The sequence below is a fragment of the Thioalkalivibrio sulfidiphilus genome, assembly GCF_000377945.1.
In the GTDB taxonomy this organism is placed as follows: domain Bacteria; phylum Pseudomonadota; class Gammaproteobacteria; order Ectothiorhodospirales; family Ectothiorhodospiraceae; genus Thioalkalivibrio_A; species Thioalkalivibrio_A sulfidiphilus_A.
In genome coordinates this window covers 1-17,647 of sequence record NZ_KB898934.1, presented here as the reverse complement: position 1 = coordinate 17,647, position 17,647 = coordinate 1, and the positions used below count along the sequence as shown (strand labels likewise).

Annotated in this window: 22 protein-coding genes and 1 tRNA gene; 18 read left to right on the top strand and 5 right to left on the bottom strand. The window is 63.8% G+C overall.

Features of this window, described 5'->3' with window-relative positions; genetic code table 11:
* Positions 1-38 precede the first annotated feature (38 nt).
* Complete coding sequence (locus tag D580_RS0107270) at positions 39-704, top strand: energy-coupling factor ABC transporter permease (RefSeq protein ID WP_026289796.1); 666 nt, start codon at positions 39-41, stop codon at positions 702-704.
* Positions 705-906: 202 nt separating this feature from the next.
* On the top strand, positions 907-1,218 hold the full coding sequence (locus D580_RS0107265; protein WP_026289795.1) for a c-type cytochrome: 312 nt from the start codon (positions 907-909) through the stop codon (positions 1,216-1,218).
* A 735-nt stretch (positions 1,219-1,953) separates the two neighbouring features.
* Here D580_RS0107265 and D580_RS0107255 read toward each other — a convergent pair.
* Positions 1,954-2,415 (bottom strand): CopD family protein, encoded by a 462-nt coding sequence (locus tag D580_RS0107255; RefSeq protein ID WP_018953745.1) that lies wholly within the window; start codon positions 2,413-2,415, stop codon positions 1,954-1,956.
* A 249-nt stretch (positions 2,416-2,664) separates the two neighbouring features.
* Here D580_RS0107255 and rpe point away from each other — a divergent pair, with 249 nt between their 5' ends.
* The 7 genes from rpe (at position 2,665) to trpC (ending at position 8,921) form a co-directional block, all read left to right on the top strand.
* Positions 2,665-3,354, top strand: coding sequence for a ribulose-phosphate 3-epimerase (gene rpe / locus D580_RS0107250; RefSeq protein WP_018953744.1), 690 nt, complete (start codon positions 2,665-2,667; stop codon positions 3,352-3,354).
* Positions 3,355-3,367: 13 nt separating this feature from the next.
* Positions 3,368-4,048 carry a phosphoglycolate phosphatase gene (locus tag D580_RS0107245; RefSeq protein WP_026289793.1) on the top strand — a complete coding sequence of 227 codons (681 nt, stop codon included), beginning with the start codon at positions 3,368-3,370 and terminating at the stop codon, positions 4,046-4,048.
* Positions 4,049-4,137: 89 nt separating this feature from the next.
* Positions 4,138-5,607, top strand: a complete 1,470-nt coding sequence (gene trpE, locus D580_RS0107240; protein WP_018953742.1) for an anthranilate synthase component I — start codon at positions 4,138-4,140, stop codon at positions 5,605-5,607.
* 66 nt (positions 5,608-5,673) lie between these two features.
* Entirely contained in the window at positions 5,674-6,051 is a 378-nt protein-coding gene (locus tag D580_RS0107235; RefSeq protein WP_018953741.1) for a GxxExxY protein, read from the top strand.
* Between the two features lie 60 nt (positions 6,052-6,111).
* Positions 6,112-6,708, top strand: coding sequence for an anthranilate synthase component II (locus D580_RS0107230; protein WP_026289792.1), 597 nt, complete (start codon positions 6,112-6,114; stop codon positions 6,706-6,708).
* A 200-nt stretch (positions 6,709-6,908) separates the two neighbouring features.
* Positions 6,909-7,925, top strand: a complete 1,017-nt coding sequence (gene trpD / locus D580_RS0107225) for an anthranilate phosphoribosyltransferase (RefSeq protein WP_018953739.1) — start codon at positions 6,909-6,911, stop codon at positions 7,923-7,925.
* A gap of 198 nt (positions 7,926-8,123) precedes the next feature.
* Entirely contained in the window at positions 8,124-8,921 is a 798-nt protein-coding gene (gene trpC / locus D580_RS0107220; RefSeq protein ID WP_018953738.1) for an indole-3-glycerol phosphate synthase TrpC, read from the top strand.
* Between the two features lie 187 nt (positions 8,922-9,108).
* Here trpC and crp read toward each other — a convergent pair whose 3' ends face one another.
* Positions 9,109-9,747, bottom strand: coding sequence for a cAMP-activated global transcriptional regulator CRP (gene crp / locus D580_RS0107210; protein WP_018953736.1), 639 nt, complete (start codon positions 9,745-9,747; stop codon positions 9,109-9,111).
* Between the two features lie 179 nt (positions 9,748-9,926).
* Between crp and D580_RS0107205 the strand changes: the two genes are divergently transcribed.
* The 3 genes from D580_RS0107205 (at position 9,927) to speD (ending at position 11,832) form a co-directional block, all read left to right on the top strand.
* Positions 9,927-10,376, top strand: a complete 450-nt coding sequence (locus tag D580_RS0107205) for an OsmC family protein (RefSeq protein WP_026289791.1) — start codon at positions 9,927-9,929, stop codon at positions 10,374-10,376.
* Positions 10,373-10,777 (top strand): VOC family protein, encoded by a 405-nt coding sequence (locus D580_RS0107200; protein ID WP_018953734.1) that lies wholly within the window; start codon positions 10,373-10,375, stop codon positions 10,775-10,777. Before D580_RS0107205 ends, D580_RS0107200 begins: the two co-directional genes overlap by 4 nt.
* Before the next feature lie 242 nt (positions 10,778-11,019).
* On the top strand, positions 11,020-11,832 hold the full coding sequence (gene speD / locus D580_RS0107195) for an adenosylmethionine decarboxylase (protein ID WP_026289789.1): 813 nt from the start codon (positions 11,020-11,022) through the stop codon (positions 11,830-11,832).
* Between the two features lie 112 nt (positions 11,833-11,944).
* On the opposite strand, the gene coq7 is transcribed toward speD, so the two are convergent.
* Both coq7 and D580_RS0107185 read right to left on the bottom strand, forming a co-directional pair.
* A complete protein-coding gene (gene coq7, locus D580_RS0107190; protein WP_018953732.1) occupies positions 11,945-12,586 on the bottom strand; it encodes a 2-polyprenyl-3-methyl-6-methoxy-1,4-benzoquinone monooxygenase in 642 nt (213 codons plus the stop codon).
* Positions 12,587-12,649: 63 nt separating this feature from the next.
* Positions 12,650-13,903 carry a (Fe-S)-binding protein gene (locus D580_RS0107185; protein ID WP_026289788.1) on the bottom strand — a complete coding sequence of 418 codons (1,254 nt, stop codon included), beginning with the start codon at positions 13,901-13,903 and terminating at the stop codon, positions 12,650-12,652.
* 82 nt (positions 13,904-13,985) lie between these two features.
* Between D580_RS0107185 and D580_RS0107180 the strand changes: the two genes are divergently transcribed.
* The 6 genes from D580_RS0107180 (at position 13,986) to D580_RS0107155 (ending at position 17,047) form a co-directional block, all read left to right on the top strand.
* Positions 13,986-14,714, top strand: a complete 729-nt coding sequence (locus D580_RS0107180; protein ID WP_026289787.1) for a DUF481 domain-containing protein — start codon at positions 13,986-13,988, stop codon at positions 14,712-14,714.
* Between the two features lie 22 nt (positions 14,715-14,736).
* Positions 14,737-15,042: a (2Fe-2S) ferredoxin domain-containing protein gene (locus D580_RS0107175; RefSeq protein ID WP_012639338.1), complete on the top strand. Its 306-nt coding sequence runs from the start codon at positions 14,737-14,739 to the stop codon at positions 15,040-15,042.
* Positions 15,043-15,637: 595 nt separating this feature from the next.
* Positions 15,638-16,066 (top strand): 50S ribosomal protein L13, encoded by a 429-nt coding sequence (rplM, locus tag D580_RS0107170; RefSeq protein ID WP_012639337.1) that lies wholly within the window; start codon positions 15,638-15,640, stop codon positions 16,064-16,066.
* 61 nt (positions 16,067-16,127) lie between these two features.
* Positions 16,128-16,520: a 30S ribosomal protein S9 gene (gene rpsI / locus D580_RS0107165; RefSeq protein WP_012639336.1), complete on the top strand. Its 393-nt coding sequence runs from the start codon at positions 16,128-16,130 to the stop codon at positions 16,518-16,520.
* A gap of 65 nt (positions 16,521-16,585) precedes the next feature.
* The gene (locus D580_RS0107160) at positions 16,586-16,942 is read left to right on the top strand and encodes a four helix bundle protein (RefSeq protein ID WP_018953729.1); all 357 of its coding nucleotides are present in this window, start codon (positions 16,586-16,588) and stop codon (positions 16,940-16,942) included.
* Positions 16,943-16,973: 31 nt separating this feature from the next.
* Positions 16,974-17,047: transfer RNA gene (locus tag D580_RS0107155), tRNA-Gln, on the top strand.
* 231 nt (positions 17,048-17,278) lie between these two features.
* On the opposite strand, the gene D580_RS0107150 is transcribed toward D580_RS0107155, so the two are convergent.
* Entirely contained in the window at positions 17,279-17,599 is a 321-nt protein-coding gene (locus D580_RS0107150; RefSeq protein WP_155999762.1) for a HigA family addiction module antitoxin, read from the bottom strand.
* Between the last annotated feature and the right edge of the window lie 48 nt (positions 17,600-17,647).

Below are 17,647 nucleotides of genomic sequence, written 5' to 3'. Positions count from 1 at the left end.
CGTCCAATGCTTCAACCTGACCTGTGCAGATCGCCTTCATGCTGTTCGACGCCCAGCTTTTCACCACCGGCACCCTCCTGAGCAGCGGCCTGCTGTTCGCATTTGCCATGTGGCGGGCGCTGGCCGGTGCCCCCTGGTGGCAGCTCTACCAGCCCGGACGACTGCACCTGTTCCTGGCCAGCGTGCTGGGCATCGCCGTACTCTGGAGCCTGAGCGCGGGTATCTCCCCGGGCCTGTCCCTGCACTACCTGGGGGTGACCACCCTGACCCTGATGTTCGGCTGGCAATTCACCCTGCTGGCCGTGGCCCTCGCCCTGGTCCTGGTGGCCCTGTTCACCGCCCAGGACTGGGCCTCCCTGCCGCTGGCCTTCCTGCTCTCGGGCCTGGTGCCGGTACTGGTCAGTCATGGCCTGTTGCGCCTGGTGGAGCGCCTGCTGCCGCCCCATCCCTTCATCTACCTGTACGTCTGCGCCTTTGCCGGTGCCGCCCTGGCCATCCTGGCCAGCATGCTGGCCGTGGGCGGTCTGCTGTCGTTCCTGGGGATCTACGACCTGGAGAAGATCACCGGGGAATACCTGATCTACCTGCCCCTGCTGGTGCTGCCCGAGGCCATCCTCAACGGCACCCTGGTGACCGCCATGGTCATGCTCAAGCCCGAGTGGCTGTGCACCTGGTCCGACGAGCGCTATATTCGGGGGCGCTGAACCGTTCCGGTGGAATAAGTCCCTGAGCGGGCGCATCATTTGGGTTGTGTCATCGGGTTTCTGATCGGTTCAGCTTTCGTTCAGGCATGGTGGCGTTTACTTGATCCCGAGCATCCCGGATAATCGCCGGGTTTTGTTGGTCGGGGTCGCCATGGGCGGGACCAGCTGACAATCTAGATCCTTAACTGGAGGAGTGTTGCACATGAAGAAGTTTGCTCTTATGGGTGTTGCCCTTGCTGCTTCCCTGGCCATGGCCGGTGCGGCCCAGGCCGCGGACGTGGAGGCCGGCAAGGCCAAGTTCGCCACCTGCATCAGCTGCCACGGCGCCCAGGGCCAGGGCCAGGCCATCTTCCCCAAGCTGGCCGGCTCCCCCGCTGCAAAGACCGTTGATCTGCTGAAGAAGTACCGTGCCGGCGAGACCGTGGGTCCCAACACCCCGCTGATGGCCCCCCAGGCCAAGGGCCTGTCCGACGAGGACATCGCCAACCTGGCTGCCTACATCGAGACCCTCTGAGGTTTCGGTTCTGGCCAGCAGAAAAGCCGCCTTCGGGCGGCTTTTTTGTGGATGATTGTTTTGGGGCAAAAAAGTCAAAGGCTTCCGATCCCCGTTGCACGGGGCTCGGGTTACTTTCTTTGCTTGTCCAAAGAAAGTAACCAAAGAAAAGACACCCGGGTTTCTCGCCCCTGCGGGGTGCCCTGCGCGCGGGGGTGTTCCGGGGAGGTCGGCTGACAGGCCGTCCATGGCCTGGCAGCCGACGCGCCGCATCCTTGCGGCGCCCCTATCGGGCTTTGACCCCGGAACACCCCCGTGCTCGGCGAGAAAAACGGGGGGAGAACGTCAAAGGCAGCAACCTCCACAAGCTGGGTTGCCTTGCCTGGTTTTGTAGGAGCCCCGACCCCGGGGCGAATTTCCCATCATTCGCCCCGGGGTCGGGGCTCCTACCAGGAAAACCCAAAGCAGATCGAAGCGGTTTTGACCTGTCTGCCCCTTATGCCGCACCGAGTAGCGCAGGCTTCGAGGGAAAAAGCCCGAAGGGGCGCCGCAGGGAAGCGGCGCGTCGCCTGCCAGGCCAGGGACGGCCTGTCAGGCGACCCCCTCGAAGCCGAGCAACGCAGGGTACCCGCGAACAGCGGGTGCGGCATCGGGGTGTCCTTCTTTTGGTTACTTTTCTTGGACAAGCAAGAAAAGTAACCCGAGCCCCGTGCAACGGGGATCGGAAGCCTTTGACTTTTGATGTGCTAGCCCGCCTCAAACAATCAAATAAGCCCCACCCGAAGCCACCGCCACCACCACCAGCCCGATGACCAGATTGATCCCGATCAGCATGCGGATCTGCCCCAGCCGGCGGCCGGCCTCGGGCCAGTCCTGGGCGCTGATGGCCTGCTTCATGCGGCGGAAGGGGGCGAAGAACACGTGCAGGTAGATGGCCATCATCACGAGCCCCAGGCCGTTCATGACGTGCACGTACAGGGGCGCATGGGCCATACCGCCGAACTTCTTGAACAGCATCCAGTAGCCGGTAACCAGCAGCAGGATCACCGCCGCCCACACCCAGGGGAAGAAGCGGTTGAAGGTGTCCCGCCACAGGGTGGTGCGCATGGGGGGCTCCAGGAGGCTCGCGGCCACGGGGCGCAGGGCCATGTAGGCGAAGAACATGCCGCCCACCCAGATGACGGCGGACAGGACGTGCAAGGTGATGGCGATGGACATGGCTAACTCCTTCATTTTTCTGTGGCCTGCATCATAAACCATTGAAAGGCCGATCCGTAGTCAGTGGCCCGTCGTCCGCCGTTTCCTGCAACTGACCACTGACGACTGACCATGGACCACCTTCAGACTTAAGTTTTCCGCCCGATTCAGGTAAATTGCGCAGTTCCGCGTGCGCTATGGCCCAGCCTGCGCCGCGCCCAGATACTCACTTGCCGGCCCGCCCGGCTCGTCACCAGAGGCATTGCAACCATGGCAAAACCCGACCTGATCGCCCCGTCCATCCTTTCCGCCGACTTCGCCCGTCTGGGTGAGGAAGTGGACAACGTGCTGGCCTCCGGCGCCGATATCGTGCATTTCGATGTCATGGACAACCACTACGTGCCCAACCTGACCATCGGCCCGCTGGTGTGCGAGGCCCTGCGCAAGCATGGTGTGACCGCGCCCATCGACGTGCACCTGATGGTCAAGCCGGTGGACCGCATCATCCCGGACTTCGCCAAGGCCGGCGCCACCTACATCACCTTCCACCCGGAGGCCTCCGAGCACATCGACCGCACCCTGCAGCTGATCAAGGGCGAAGGCTGCAAGGCCGGCCTGGTGTTCAACCCGGCCACCCCGCTGTCCTACCTGGACTACGTGATGGACAAGGTGGACATGATCCTGCTGATGTCCGTGAACCCCGGTTTCGGCGGTCAGAAGTTCATCCCCGCCACCCTGGACAAGCTGCGCGAGGCGCGCAAGCGCATCGACGAGTCCGGCCTGGACATCCGCCTGGAGATCGACGGCGGCGTGAAGGCGGACAACATCCGCGAGATCAAGGCCGCCGGTGCCGACACCTTCGTGGCCGGCTCCGCCATCTTCGGCGCCGCCAGCAAGGATGACCCGCACCACTACGAGAGCATCATCAAGCAGATGCGCGACGAGCTGGCCAAGGCCTGAGGACGCCGTTTCCATGCCCATAGCCCGACCCAAGATGGTGCTCATCGACCTGGACGGCACGCTGGTGGACAGCGTGCCGGACCTGGCCTTCTGCGTGGACGCCATGATGCGTGAGCTGGGCCTGCCGGAGCGTGGCGAGGCCGCGGTGCGCCAGTGGGTGGGCAACGGCGTGGAGCGCCTGGTGCAGCGGGCGCTGATCAACGCCGTGGATGGCGAGCCGGAGCCGTCGGAGTTCCAGCGTGCCCTGCCGGTGTTCATGCGCCTGTACAAGGACAACACCTCCGGGCGCAGCTGCCTGTACCCGGGGGTGCGTGAGGGGCTCGACTATCTCAAGCGCGCCGGCCTACGCCTGGCCTGTGTCACCAACAAGGCCGAGCAGTTCACCCTGCCGCTGCTGCGGGACATGGGCATCCTGGACGATTTCGAGCTGGTGGTCAGCGGCGACACCCTTCCGGTGAAAAAGCCCGATCCCGCGCCTTTGCTGTATGCCGCAAGCAAGCTGGGCGTCACTCCAGGCGAGTCCCTCATGGTGGGTGATTCCCGTAGCGACGTGAAGGCCGCCCGGGCTGCCGGTTTCCCCATCGTGTGCGTGAGCTACGGCTACAACCACGGCGAGGATATCCGCAACTACAGCCCCGACGCGGTGATCGATCGCCTGGATCAGATCCAGGGGCTGCTGGAAGACGCGGCATGAACAGGGGCTTCCGGACGTACGAAGGGCGATGGCGCGGCTGAACGTGACAGCGTCCAGCCCCGTCCACCCTGACCCTCCGGAAATGCACCATGAGCCCCGAACAATTCGATGATCTGATCCGCCAGGGATACAACCGTATCCCCCTGGTCCGCGAGGTCCTCGCGGATCTCGACACCCCCCTGAGCGTCTATCTCAAGCTGGCCGCCGCGCCCTACACCTACCTGTTCGAATCCGTTCAGGGCGGTGAGAAGTGGGGCCGTTACTCCTTCGTGGGCCTGCCCGCACGCACCGTGGTCAAGGTGCGTGGCCGGCGGGTGACGGTGGAGGAGGGCGGCCATGTGGCGGAGGACCTGGAAGTGGACGATCCGCTCGCCTGGGTGGAGGACTTCCAGACCCGTCATCGCGTGCCCGAGATCGAAGGCCTGCCCCGCTTCACCGGCGGCCTGGTGGGCTACTTCGGCTACGACACCATCCGCTACATCGAGCCGCGCCTGGCCGGTACCGACAAGCCCGATCCCCTGGGCGTGCCGGACATCCTGCTCATGGTCTCCGACGAGGTGGTGGTCTACGACAACCTGGCCGGCCGTCTGTACCTGGTGGTGCACGCCCGACCCGACGCGGGTCTGGCCGCCGCCGAGGCGCGCCTGGACGAGCTGCAGCGGCGCCTGCGTGAGCCTGCCGCCATTCCGGAGGCATCCGGCGACACCCGCAAGGTCAGCGAATCGGACTTCATCTCCGGTTTCACCGAGGAGGGCTTCAAGGCCGCCGTGGCCCGCTGCAAGGACTACATCGTCGAGGGGGACGTGATGCAGGTGGTGCTCTCCCAGCGCCTGTCCATCCCCTTCGCCGCGCCGCCGCTCAATCTCTATCGCGCCCTGCGCGGGCTGAACCCCTCGCCCTACATGTTCTTCCTGGACCTGGAGGATCACCACGTGGTGGGTTCATCGCCGGAGATCCTGGTGCGCCTGGAGGACGACGTGGTCACCGTGCGCCCCATCGCCGGCACCCGCCCCCGGGGCGCCACCGAGGACGAGGACCTGCACCTGGAGGCGGAGCTGCTGGCCGATCCCAAGGAGCGCGCCGAGCACCTCATGCTCATCGACCTGGGTCGCAATGACGTGGGTCGCGTCAGCGAGACCGGCAGTGTCAAGGTGACCGAGCAGATGGTGGTCGAGCGCTACTCCCACGTGATGCACATCGTCTCCAATGTCACCGGGCATCTGAAGAAGGGGATGCGCGCCATGGACGTGCTGCGCGCCACCTTCCCGGCCGGCACCGTGAGTGGTGCGCCCAAGATCCGCGCCATGGAGATCATCGACGAGCTGGAGCCGGTCAAGCGCGGCATCTACGCCGGCGCCGTGGGCTACCTCTCCTGGGCCGGCAACATGGACACGGCGATTGCCATCCGCACCGCCGTGATCAAGGACGGCCAGCTGCACATCCAGGCCGGCGCCGGCATCGTCTACGACTCCGTGCCCGACAACGAATGGGCCGAGACCATGAACAAGGGCCGCGCCGTGTTCCGCGCAGTGGCCATGGCGGAGGCGGGGCTGAAGTAAAGCAATTAATCATTCGACGCAAAGTCGCAAAGACGCGAAGGATCGCAAAGAAACGAGGGCGAACTTATGGATGAGAACGCGTTGTCGTATGTGGTGGTAGGTGCCGCCATCGAGGTGCACCGGGTGCTCGGGGCTGGCTTGTTGGAGTCTGTCTATTGCCAGGCTCTGAGTCGTGAATTGGCGTTGCGTGGTATAGGCCATGAATCCGAGGTCGCGCTGCAGGCCAGTTACAAAGGCATTTCTTTCGACGCGGCCTATCGACTCGATATGCTGGTTGAAGGCAAGCTTGTGTTGGAGCTGAAGGCAGTGGAAGTGCTACAGCCATTGCATTCCGCGCAACTGCTTTCGTATCTGCGCTTGAGTGGTTGTCGACTGGGCCTGCTGATCAATTTCAATGCACCAAGGCTCCGGCAGGGTATCCGCCGAGTGGTTAACGGCCTTTAATTCCAAAACATTTTGCGGCCCTTTGCGCCTTCGCGCCTTTGCGTCGAGGTTTATCCACAGATGATATTGATGATCGACAACTACGACTCCTTCACCTACAACCTGGTTCAGTACCTGGGCGAGCTGGGTGCCCAGGTGGAGGTGCGGCGCAATGACGCGTTGACGGTGGACGATGTGGCCGCGCTGGCGCCCGAGCGCATCATGATCTCGCCGGGTCCCTGCACCCCCAACGAGGCGGGCATCTCCATGGAGACCATCCGCCGCTTCGCCGGCGAGATCCCCGTGTTCGGTGTGTGTCTCGGACACCAGGCCATCGGCCAGGTGTTCGGCGGCAAGGTGGTGCACGCCCGGGAGATCATGCACGGCAAGACCTCGCTCATTCACCACACCGGCAAGGGTGTGTTCAAGGGCCTGCCCAATCCCTTCGAGGCCACCCGCTATCACTCCCTGGTGATCGAAAAAGAGAGCATCCCCGATTGCCTGGAGATCACCGCCTGGACCGAGACACCGGACGGGCAGATGGACGAGATCATGGGCGTGCGCCATAAGACCCTGGCAGTGGAGGGCGTGCAGTTCCACCCGGAGTCCATCCTCACCCGCCACGGACACGACCTGCTGCGCAACTTCCTGACCATGAAAGCAGTGGCTAGTGGCTAGTCTCAAGTGGCAAGGAACCCCGTTTGCATCGGAGACCGGGATTTTTATGCTCTTACTTGCCACTTGCCACTTGCCACTTGCCACTTGCCACTTGCCACTTTCCACTTGCCACTTGCCACTTGCCACTTCTATTGACCCCCGCGGCGGTGGTCCGGAGAATCCGGCCTGAACCACACACGATTCGAGAGACGCCCGACACCATGGACATGCAGCAAGCCATCCGCGCCGTGACCCAGCGCATCGACCTCAGCGAGCAGGAGATGACCGCGGTCATGGGCCTGATCATGAACGGCGAGGCCACGCCCGCCCAGATGGGCGGCTTCCTGGTGGGTCTTGCCATGAAGGGCGAGACGGTGGACGAGGTGACCGCCGCCGCGCGGGTGATGCGCGATCTGGCCACCCGGGTCGAGGTGCAGGCCGAGCACCTGGTGGACACCTGCGGCACCGGCGGCGATGCCTCCGGCAGCTTCAACATCTCCACCGCCAGCGCCCTGGTGGTGGCTGCCGCCGGCGGCCGGGTGGCCAAGCACGGCAACCGTTCCGTCTCCAGCAAGTCGGGCAGCGCCGATGTGTTAGAGGCCGCCGGCGTGAACCTGGATCTCTCGCCGGAGCAGGTGGCCCGCTGCATCGAGCAGGTGGGTGTCGGTTTCCTGTTCGCCCCCAAGCACCACGGCGCCATGAAGCACGCCGTCGGCCCGCGCCGGGAGATGGGTGTGCGTACCCTGTTCAACGTGCTCGGACCGCTCACCAATCCGGCGGGTGCGCCCAACCAGGTGCTGGGTGTGTTCAGCAACCGCTGGCTGGAGCCCCTGGCCCGGGTGCTGGGCCGACTCGGCAGCCGTCACGTGATGGTGGTCCATGCCGAGGACGGTCTGGACGAGATCAGCATCGGCGCGCCCACCCGGGTGGCCGAACTGCGCGAAGGCGAAGTCACGGTGCGCCTGATCGCCCCCGAGGATTTCGGCATGGAACGCGCCGACCTGTCCATGATCCGCGTGGAGGATGCCGCGGGCAGCCTTGCCATGATCCGCGGTGTGCTTGATGGCCAGCCCGGCCCGGCCCGCGACATCGTGCTGCTCAATGCCGGTGCCGCCCTGTACGTGGCCGACGTTGCCGGCAGCCACGCGGAAGGCATCGAAATGGCCCGTGAAGCCATCAACTCAGGCGCCGCCGCTGAGAAACTTCAGCAGCTGGTGTCTTTCACGGCGTCCTGCTGAAAACGGCAACATCTGCCGCAGAGGCGCGGAGTCGCAGAGGAAAACAAACTCGACAGGATTTACATGATTGACATGATGATTGATCAGGAACCTGTGAAGGTTTTTTCAATCCTGTTAATCATGTAAATCCTGTCCATTCGTTATCCTTTTCTCTGCGACTCCGCGCCTCTGCAGCAATCTTTAAATTGCGGAATCCCCATGACCAACAACACCGACATCCTGACCAAGATCCTCGCCCGCAAGCGCGAGGAGATCGCCGAACGCAGTGCGCGCACCTCTCTGGAGGATCTGCGCCGCTTCGTCGATGCCGCTCCCGCCGTGCGTCCCTTTCTCGGTGCGATGGAGGCGAAGATCCATGCCGGGCAGGCCGCGGTGATCGCCGAGATCAAGAAGGCCAGCCCCAGCAAAGGCCTGCTGCGCGAGGATTTCGATCCCGAGGCCATCGCGAAGCGCTACGAGGCAGGCGGCGCCGCCTGCCTCTCGGTGCTCACCGACCACGACTTCTTCCAGGGCAGTGAGGCCTATCTGGAGGACGCCCGGGCCGCCTGCGGCCTGCCGGTGCTGCGCAAGGACTTCATCATCGACCCCTACCAGGTCTACGAGGCCCGGGTGATGGGTGCGGACTGCGTGCTGCTGATCGTCTCCGCCCTGGAAGATGTGCAATTGCGCGACCTGCTCGCGCTGACCCACGAGCTGGGCATGAATGCGCTCATCGAGGTCCATGACCGCGAGGAACTGGAGCGGGCGCTCAAACTCGACGCCCGGCTGATCGGCATCAACAACCGCAACCTGCGCAGCTTCGAGACGCGCCTGGAAACGACCCTGGACCTGCTGGAAATGATACCGCCGGACCGGCTGGTGGTGACTGAGAGCGGGATTCACACCCGGGATGATGTGGCGCGCATGCGCAACGCCGGCGTGCACGCCTTCCTGGTGGGCGAGGCCTTCATGCGGGCTTCGGATCCGGGAGCGCGTTTGGCGGAGTTGTTCGGGTAGGGAAGAAGGATTTGCCGCAGAGGCGCGGAGACGCGGAGGAAAACAAACTCGACAGGATTTACATGATTGACATGATTATTGATCAGGACCCTGTGAAGGTTTTTTCAATCCTGTTAATCATGTAAATCCTGTCCAATCGTTATCTTTTTCTCTGCGACTCCGCGCCTCTGCGGCAGATGTTGTTGGATCAGCGAACGCCGAAGACTACGATCGTCTTGCCGTGGGCGGTGATCAGGCCGCGTTCTTCCAGGTCCTTGAGCACGCGGCCGGCCATCTCCCGGGAGCAGCCCACGATCTTCGCCAGTTCCTGGCGGGTGATGCGGATCTGCATGCCGTCGGGGTGGGTCAGCGCGTCGGGCTGCTGGGCCAGTTCCACGAGGGTGCGGGCAATGCGGCCGGTCACGTCCAGGAAGGCCAGGTCGATGACCTTGCGGCTGGTGTCGCGCAGGCGCACCGCCAGCTGGGAGGCCAGCAGGAACAGGATCTGCGGATCCTGCATGGCCAGTTCCAGAAACTTGGGGTAGGCGATCTCTGCGGTTTCGGTGGCCGTGCGGGTGGTGATCCCGGCGCTGCGCGTCTGGGACGAAAAGATGCCCATCTCGCCGAAGAACTGGCCGGGATTCAGATAGGCCAGCACCATCTCGTGGCCCTCGTCGTCCTCGATGGTCACGCTCACCGAACCCTGAATGATATAGTACAGCGTCTCCGGACGATCCCCGGCGTGCACGATGGTGGCTCGAGCCGGATACTGCCGGCGATGGCAGTGGGAAAGCAGCTTCTCCAAAGCGGGGTCTTGCACGGGTTTTTGCCTTTGCAGGATGTTCATTGTCTGCCTCATAGGGGCAACCCTGTGATGGATGTCCTTAAGTGCTGCGTCCCGGCCCAGATGCCGCTGGGTTCGCAACTACACAAGTATAAACGGGATTTTGCACAATGTTTGGCCGGTTATCGGGTATTTCACCCGCCCCGGCACGCTCAACATAACACGCGGAACCAAAGAATATTATGAAGGCGCGCATAAAATGGCTTGATCACATGAGCTTCGTGGGGGAATCCGGCAGTGGCCACTCGGTGGTCATGGACGGCCCCCCGGAGGCCGGCGGGCGCAATCTGGGGCCCCGGCCCATGGAAATGCTGCTCCTGGGCATGGGCGGCTGCACCAGCTTTGACGTGGTCATGATCCTGCAGCGCTCCCGCCAGGCCATCACCGGCTGCGAGGTGGAGATCGAGGCCGAGCGGGCCGAGACCGAGCCCAAGGTGTTCACCCGCATCCACGTGCATTTCATCGTCACCGGGCGCGGCCTGTCCGAGAAGCACGTGGAGCGGGCGGTGAAGCTCTCCGCGGAGAAATACTGCTCCGCCTCCATCATGCTGGGCGCCATGGCCGAGATCACCCACGATTTCGAGATCCGCGAGGCCTGTCCCGACGAGTCACCGGCAGGGGAGGGCGCATGAGCAGCGTGAACCGGCCACCCGCCACGGCGGGCATGCGGCATCTGGCCCTGTTCGTCCGGGATCTGGACGCCAGCGAGCATTTCTACGTGGACCTGCTGGGCATGCGCGTGGAATGGCGCCCGGACGCGGAAAACCTCTATCTCACCTCCGGCTGCGACAACCTGGCCCTGCATGTGGGCGAGGTGTCGGGCGAGGAGACCCGGCTGGATCACCTGGGCTTCATCCTGCGCCGCATGGAGGACGTGGACCCCTGGTACGCGTTCCTCAAAAGCCACGGCGTGCCCATGGACACCGCCCCGCGCACCCACCGGGACGGTGCCCGCAGCTTCTATTGCCGGGATCCCGATGGCAACCGGGTGCAGATGATCTGGCATCCGCCCATCGCCGGCGCCTGCGGCTAGCCCGCATATCTCACCACCGTTCGTAGCGAGGGCGTCGAGATGCCGCTGTGACGGGGCGCGCGGAGCGGAAGACGGCGCAGGCGTAGCCGACACTACGTCAAGCCGGCTGCAGGGAGCACGCCCCGTCACAGCGCGCATATCGGCGGCCGCAGTAGAAGGGTGGTGAGATATGCGGGCTAGTCTGGATTGACTCGGGGGCAGATGCCCCTACAATGCGACTTTTTGCGGGGGATCGGACATTGGTGACACGCCACGATAAGCGCCTCAAGCTCCACGGGTTCAACAACCTCACCAAGAGCCTGAGCTTCAACATCTACGACATCTGCTACGCGCCCAGCGAGCAGCATCGTGGCGAGTACATCGAGTACATCGACGAGGCCTACAACGCCGAGCGGCTCACCCAGATCCTCACCGAGGTGGCCAACATCATCGGCGCCAACATCCTGGACATCTCCCGCCAGGACTATGACCCCCAGGGCGCCAGCGTCACCATGCTGATCTCCGAGGAGCCCATCGCCACGGAGAAGATCGGTTACACCGAGGGCCCGGGTCCCGGCCCGCTGCCCGAGACCGTGCTCGCGCACCTGGACAAGAGCCACATCACGGTCCACACCTATCCCGAGAGCCATCCCGCCGGCGGCATCAGCACCTTCCGGGCGGACATCGACGTCTCCACCTGCGGGCGCATCTCGCCCCTGCGCGCCCTGAACTTCCTGATCCACAGCCTCGAGTCCGACATCGTCATCATGGACTACCGGGTGCGCGGCTTCACCCGCGACATCCGCGGCAAGAAGCACTTCATCGACCACAAGATCAATTCCATCCAGAACTTCCTGTCCAAGGACACCCAGGACCGCTACCAGATGGTGGATGTGAACGTCTACCAGGAGTACCTGTTCCACACCAAGATGCTGATCAAGGAGTTCGACATCGATCAGTACCTGTTCGGCATGGGCAAGGAAGACTACTCCCCCAAGGAGCTCAAGCGCATCGAGCGCCTCCTGCAGCGGGAGATGGCGGAGATCTTCTACGGCAAGAATATAGGGAAGATCTAGAGACAAGAGGCAAGTTGCTAGAGACAAGAGGGGCTTGGGCTTGCCTCGTTGTGAATCCGGGCAGCGTGGCCTTTTCTTGCCTCTTGTATCTTGCCTCTAGTAACTGGCGCCTTTATATCCAATAAGCCGTGCGCGTCATCACCTTCGACACGGCCGGCATCACCACCTTCCGCACCACCCACGGCAATTCCGCACCGCCCAGGTCCATGGCCTTGACGCCGTGGTGGATCTCGTCCTCGCGCATCTGCGCGAGCACCGCCCGGGAACGGGCGTCGGCCTCGGGCAGGGTGTCCAGGTGTTCGTCCAGGTGGTGTTCCACCTGGCGTTCCGTCTCGCCGACGAAACCCAGGCTCCAGCGATCACCGGCCAGGCCCGCAATGGCACCCAGCGTGAAGGAGCCCGCGTACCAGAGCGGGTTGAGATAGCTGCGGTGTGCACCCAGGGCGTCCATGCGCGCCTGGCACCAGCGCAGGTGATCGTTCTCCTCCTCGGCGGAACGCTCCATGTTCTCCCGCACCACCGCGTTGCGGGCGGTGAGCGCCTGGCCCTGGTACAGGCCCTGGGCGGAAACCTCGCCGGCATGGTTCACGCGCATCAGCCGTCCCGCATGGGTGCGTTCGGCATCGCTCAGTTCCGCCTCGGGGAGATCCGCGCCGGGCACGGGCCGGCCGGTTCCGGCCGGCGTGGCAAACAGGGTGCGCAGCGCGTTGTCCGCGCCGCACAGCAGTCGATCGATGGGGGTCAGGTGTCGCATGGCAATAAAGGTACAAGTCTCAAGTGGCTAGTGGCAAGGAAGGTCGAAGGCTTTCCCTTGCCACTAGCCACTTGAGACTTGCCACTGGCTGACAAGCCACTCCGCCGGCGTCATCACCGGCACCTCAAGCCCCGCCCGACGCAGACCCGCCTGGAAATGCAGGCTGCAACCGATGTTGGCCGTGATGATGGCCTCCGGCGCCTGGCGCCGGACCGCCTCGATCTTGGGCGAGAGCAGGGCGTCGGCGGTCTCCGGGTGGGTGAACATATGGGCCCCGGCGGCCCCGCAACAGCGTTCGTTGCCCTCCAGCTCCACCACTTCCAGCCCCGGCACGCGCCTGAGCAGGGCGAGCATCGCTCCCTGCTCCCTGAGCACGTTGCGCAGGGTGCAGGGCAGGTGCACCGCCACCCGCATGGTCCTGCTCTCGGGGGGCATCGGGCGAATTAAACCTTGCTCGCCGAACAGCCGCTCCTCGTGCTCCATCAGGAATCCGTACAGGTCCCGCACCCGGCCCGCCAGCGCCGCGCCCTCCGGGATCAGCGCCTCGTATTCCCTGAGTTGGGTCCGGCAGCCGCTGTTTAGGCTGATGACGGGCACATCCGACGCGCCGAAGGCGGCGAGATTGCCTGCCGCCAGTCGCCGGGCGGCCTCCGGCTTGCCTGCATGCAGGTCAAGGGCCCCGCAGCAGCCCTGTGCCCTCGGCACCTCCACCCGGTAACCCAGGGCCAGCAGCAGGTCCCGGGCGGCCGCCAGCGACCTGCCCTCGAAGGCGTTGCCGGTGCAGCCGATGAACAACTGCACCGTGCCGAGGGACTCCCCGGCGGGCGTGTGCGTGCCGCGAGGCGCAGTCGGGGTGGCCTGGCGGGGCAGCAATGCCAGGGCGCGGGCCGACGCCTTGCCGGACACACCCGGCAGATGCCCCAGTGCCCCCGGGAGCCCCAGGCGCTGCCCGGTGTGCAGAAGTCCCGCCATGAACCGGCCCGTGGCGTCGCCGCGCAGCATCGGTCGGGCGATGCCGGGCAGTTCGGGGCGGTCCGGGCGCTGTTCCCGCAACAGGGCGCGCGCCTCGTCCATCAGCCGCCCGAAGGGTACGCCGGACGGGCACACCGATTCGCAGGACCGGCATTCCAGGCAGCCGTCCAGGTGGCCGGTCACCTTGTCGTCCGCCTGCAGCCGTCCGCTGGCCAGCCCCTGCATCAGGCTGATTCGGCCCCGGGGTGAATCCCCCTCCTGGCGGCTCAGGCCGTAGGTGGGGCAGTGGGGCAGGCACAGCCCGCACATGACGCAGCGATCAGTGTCTTTAAGCCTGTGATTCATGGGGGAATCGGGAGAGATCCCGCTCGTCTGTTAAGGTAACCCGCTTGTTTTGAAAGCCAAACAGGAGGAAAGCGTGCCTTTCATGAAGCAAGCGATCACCTATTCTACCAGCCTCCTGGGTGCCGGCCTGCTGGCCCTGACGCCCGTTCACGCCGATGACTGGGGCGACGAGGGCTGGAGCGGTTTTGCCGAGCTGGGCGCCGTCTGGACCAGCGGCAACACAGAGGCCGAGACCATCAATGCCAAGACCCGCCTGCGCTACGAGGAAGCATCCTGGCGCCACACCGGGCAACTGGAGGCGCTGAGGCGTTCGGAAGAGGGGACCTCCACCGCCGAGCGCTACGTGGGCAACTTCAAGAGCGACTGGAAATTCCGCCCCCGGGAATACCTCTTCGCCGCCCTGCGCTACGAGAAGGATCGCTTCAGTGGCTATGACTACCAGTCCTCGGTCGCCGCCGGTTACGGTCGCCGGGTCATCGACACCGACCGCACCCGCCTGGAACTCGAGGCCGGTGCCGGTTACCGCCAGAGCAGGCTCGAATCCGGTGAGCGCGATGATGACGCCATCCTGCGCGGCGCCCTGTCCTTCGAACACCGCCTCAGCGAGACCGCCAGGCTGGGCCAGGACCTGCTCATCCAGAGCGGCAACGACAACACCGAGATCGAGTCGGTGACCTCCCTGACCGCCGCCATCAACAGCAAGCTGGCCATGCGCCTGTCGCTCACCGCCAAGCACAACACCGACGTGCCGCCCGAGCGGGAGAAAACCGACACCATCACCGCGGTCAGCCTGGTTTACAATTTCTGGTAAACCCTGCCGGAGCCGCCCGTCCATGTCCTACTACCAGCGCCACATCTTCTTCTGCACCAACTGCCGGGAAGACGGCAACTGCTGTGAAAACTACGGCGCCAGCCAGATCCGCGCCTACGCCAAGCAGCGCGCCAAGGAGCTGGGCATCACCGGCAAGGGCGGGGTACGGGTCAACACCGCCGGCTGTCTGGACCGCTGCAACGAGGGCCCCGTGGCCGTGGTCTACCCCGAAGGCGTCTGGTACACCTACGTGGACGAACAGGACGTGGAGGAGATCCTCCAGGAGCACCTGGTCCACGGCCGGGTGGTGGAGCGCCTGCGGATTTAGTGGCAAGTCTCAAGTGGCTAGTGGCAAGGGAAAACCACCCCGACGCTCCCTCATGAGGGGGAGGGGTGGTTTTCCCTTGCCACTAGCCACTAGCCACTAGCCACTAGCCACTAGCCACTAGCCACTAGCCACTGCCTGAACTGCGACCCCGCCGCGAACAGCCGCCACCTCCCAGCCCACCCCCGATTCGCTCCAGCGGCATGCCGCCACGCCACTCAGCGCGCCGCTCATCCCCCGAAACAGGCCGTTCGTCCCCGCCAACCCCGATCCCCGGTTTTGCGATCAAATTCCTGTTGACAGCCGCAATCTAATATTAGAAACTAATCACATACTGAATTCCGGGCCCTCCCCGGACTCAGTGGACTCCTCCATCCTCCTTTGGTGGTTATTAGCGCGGCCCAGTGCCGCGCTTTTTTTTGCCCGGCATTAAAAGCAGTGGCAAGTCTCAAGTGGCAAGTCTCAAGTGGCAAGGTGCCCCCGATCCTCCCCCGAAAGCGGGGGATGGAGAGGATGTTTTCCCTTGCCACTTGAGACTTGCTACTTGCCACTGTATTATCCCGCTCTTTCCCGAACAGGAAGTGCCTTGGAGTATTGCATGAAGACCTTTAGCGCCAAGCCTGCTGAAGTCAAACGCGACTGGTACCTGGTGGATGCCTCCGGCAAAACCCTGGGTCGCCTGGCCAGCGAAGTGGCTCGTCGTCTGCGTGGCAAGCACAAGCCCGAATACACCCCCCACGTGGATACCGGTGACTACATCGTCATCATCAATGCCGACAAGGTGCGTGTCTCCGGCAAGAAGGCCCAGGACAAGATGTACTACCACCACACCGGTTACATCGGCCACATGAAGTCCATGAACTTCAACCAGCTGATGGAGCGCGCCCCCGAGCGTGCCATCGAGTTTGCGGTGAAGGGCATGCTGCCCAAGAACCCCCTGGGTCGGGCCATGTTCAAGAAGCTCAAGGTCTACGCCGGCACTGAGCACAAGCACACCGCCCAGCAGCCCCAGGCGCTGGAGCTGTAAGCGTTTTCACTGCGGCCCAGGCCGCATCTCAAGCCAGACTTAAAGATTCGGCAGGACATTTATGGCAACGACTCAGAACTACGGTACCGGCCGCCGCAAGACCGCCTCCGCGCGCGTCTTCCTGCGTCCCGGCAAGGGTGACATCGTCGTCAACGGCAAGCCCCTGGACGCCTACTTCGGCCGCGAGACCTCCCGCATGGTGGTCCGTCAGCCCCTGGAAGTGGCCCAGGCCGGTAACCGCTTCGACGTGTTCGCCACCACCGCCGGTGGCGGCGCCAACGGTCAGGCCGGTGCCATCCGCCTCGGCATCGCCCGCGCGCTGGTGGAATACGATGAAACCCTGCGCGGCTCCATGCGTGCCGCCGGTTTCATGACCCGCGACGCCCGCGAGGTCGAGCGCAAGAAGGTCGGCCTGCGCAAGGCCCGCCGCGCCACGCAGTTCAGTAAGCGCTAAAGCGCCTCGCTGCGCTTCGGCGCAGTGGCAAGTTGCAAGTGGCAAGTCTCAAGGAGTGAGACTGCATGGATGCGAACTCGTACGAATCATTGGATGTCTGGAAGAGGGCCTGCGCCTTGTCTGTTGCATTATTCGAATGCACGCAGACATGTAAGGACAGGTCCTTTAGTGATCAGTTGGTGCGTTCCGGTCTGTCCGTTCCCTCAAACATCGCTGAGGGATACGAAAGGGATTCATCCAGGGAGAGGGTGCAGTTCCTGAAGGTGGCCAAGGGATCATGCGGTGAGCTCAGAACTCAACTCATGATTGGGATTCGGGCCAAGTTGCTTCCCGAAACACCGGCCCGGGCTTACTTGAAGGAAGCCACCGAATTGTCCAAAATGCTGCACGGGTTGCTTGAGCACTATCGTAAGCAGTCCTAGCCACTTGAGACTTGCCACTAGCCACTGTTCTTGGGGGATCGTCTAGCGGTAGGACTACGGACTCTGACTCCGTCAACCCAGGTTCGAATCCTGGTCCCCCAGCCAAATAAAAAAGGGGCTCGCGAACAGCGGGCCCCTTTTTTATTTGGCTTGAGAGTGCGGCATGAGAACCTGGCGCCAGGTTCGACCGATTCGCCTGGAGCGAATCGGCGCGACCGAAGGGAGCCCGAAGGGTGAGGCCCATGGATGGGTTGAACACCGATTCGCCCGGAGCGAATCGGCGAAGCGTTAGGTCCCATAGGGCGGGCCGTGTCCGCCACTACCCCCCCTGTAATACTAAGCCGCCCTCGGCGAAACCTCTTTCTCGATGCTGGCTAGGGCCGCCCGACGGGCAACCTCGAGCTCATAATCTTTTTGCAACCCGACCCAGAACTCCGCAGTGGTGCCAAAATATCGCGCCAGGCGCAGTGCGGTGTCCGCAGTCACGGCGCGCGAGCCATTGACGATGCCGCTGATGCGGTTGGCGGGAACATGAAGACGAGCCGCAAGCCCGTTGGCTGAAAGTGCGAGCGGTTTCATGAAGTCATGGAGCAGGATATCCCCCGGGTGGACGGGTGGCAGTTTCTCGCCGGGCTCCACCACATCGGAAAAATCCATGCGGGTGATTTCTTCTCGTCGGATAGTCATCATCTTCACGCTTCAGTG

What these genes read in the sequence shown, in the direction of transcription:
- D580_RS0107270 (WP_026289796.1), top strand. Translation starts at nt 39, where the DNA reads ATGCTGTTCGACGCCCAGCTTTTCACCACCGGCACCCTCCTGAGCAGC.
- D580_RS0107265 (WP_026289795.1), top strand. Translation starts at nt 907, where the DNA reads ATGAAGAAGTTTGCTCTTATGGGTGTTGCCCTTGCTGCTTCCCTGGCC.
- D580_RS0107255 (WP_018953745.1), bottom strand. Translation starts at nt 2,415, where the DNA reads ATGTCCATCGCCATCACCTTGCACGTCCTGTCCGCCGTCATCTGGGTG.
- rpe (WP_018953744.1), top strand. Translation starts at nt 2,665, where the DNA reads ATGGCAAAACCCGACCTGATCGCCCCGTCCATCCTTTCCGCCGACTTC.
- D580_RS0107245 (WP_026289793.1), top strand. Translation starts at nt 3,368, where the DNA reads ATGCCCATAGCCCGACCCAAGATGGTGCTCATCGACCTGGACGGCACG.
- trpE (WP_018953742.1), top strand. Translation starts at nt 4,138, where the DNA reads ATGAGCCCCGAACAATTCGATGATCTGATCCGCCAGGGATACAACCGT.
- D580_RS0107235 (WP_018953741.1), top strand. Translation starts at nt 5,674, where the DNA reads ATGGATGAGAACGCGTTGTCGTATGTGGTGGTAGGTGCCGCCATCGAG.
- D580_RS0107230 (WP_026289792.1), top strand. Translation starts at nt 6,112, where the DNA reads ATGATATTGATGATCGACAACTACGACTCCTTCACCTACAACCTGGTT.
- trpD (WP_018953739.1), top strand. Translation starts at nt 6,909, where the DNA reads ATGGACATGCAGCAAGCCATCCGCGCCGTGACCCAGCGCATCGACCTC.
- trpC (WP_018953738.1), top strand. Translation starts at nt 8,124, where the DNA reads ATGACCAACAACACCGACATCCTGACCAAGATCCTCGCCCGCAAGCGC.
- crp (WP_018953736.1), bottom strand. Translation starts at nt 9,747, where the DNA reads ATGAACATCCTGCAAAGGCAAAAACCCGTGCAAGACCCCGCTTTGGAG.
- D580_RS0107205 (WP_026289791.1), top strand. Translation starts at nt 9,927, where the DNA reads ATGAAGGCGCGCATAAAATGGCTTGATCACATGAGCTTCGTGGGGGAA.
- D580_RS0107200 (WP_018953734.1), top strand. Translation starts at nt 10,373, where the DNA reads ATGAGCAGCGTGAACCGGCCACCCGCCACGGCGGGCATGCGGCATCTG.
- coq7 (WP_018953732.1), bottom strand. Translation starts at nt 12,586, where the DNA reads ATGCGACACCTGACCCCCATCGATCGACTGCTGTGCGGCGCGGACAAC.
- D580_RS0107185 (WP_026289788.1), bottom strand. Translation starts at nt 13,903, where the DNA reads ATGAATCACAGGCTTAAAGACACTGATCGCTGCGTCATGTGCGGGCTG.
- D580_RS0107180 (WP_026289787.1), top strand. Translation starts at nt 13,986, where the DNA reads ATGAAGCAAGCGATCACCTATTCTACCAGCCTCCTGGGTGCCGGCCTG.
- D580_RS0107175 (WP_012639338.1), top strand. Translation starts at nt 14,737, where the DNA reads ATGTCCTACTACCAGCGCCACATCTTCTTCTGCACCAACTGCCGGGAA.
- rplM (WP_012639337.1), top strand. Translation starts at nt 15,638, where the DNA reads ATGAAGACCTTTAGCGCCAAGCCTGCTGAAGTCAAACGCGACTGGTAC.
- rpsI (WP_012639336.1), top strand. Translation starts at nt 16,128, where the DNA reads ATGGCAACGACTCAGAACTACGGTACCGGCCGCCGCAAGACCGCCTCC.
- D580_RS0107160 (WP_018953729.1), top strand. Translation starts at nt 16,586, where the DNA reads ATGGATGCGAACTCGTACGAATCATTGGATGTCTGGAAGAGGGCCTGC.
- D580_RS0107150 (WP_155999762.1), bottom strand. Translation starts at nt 17,599, where the DNA reads ATGGATTTTTCCGATGTGGTGGAGCCCGGCGAGAAACTGCCACCCGTC.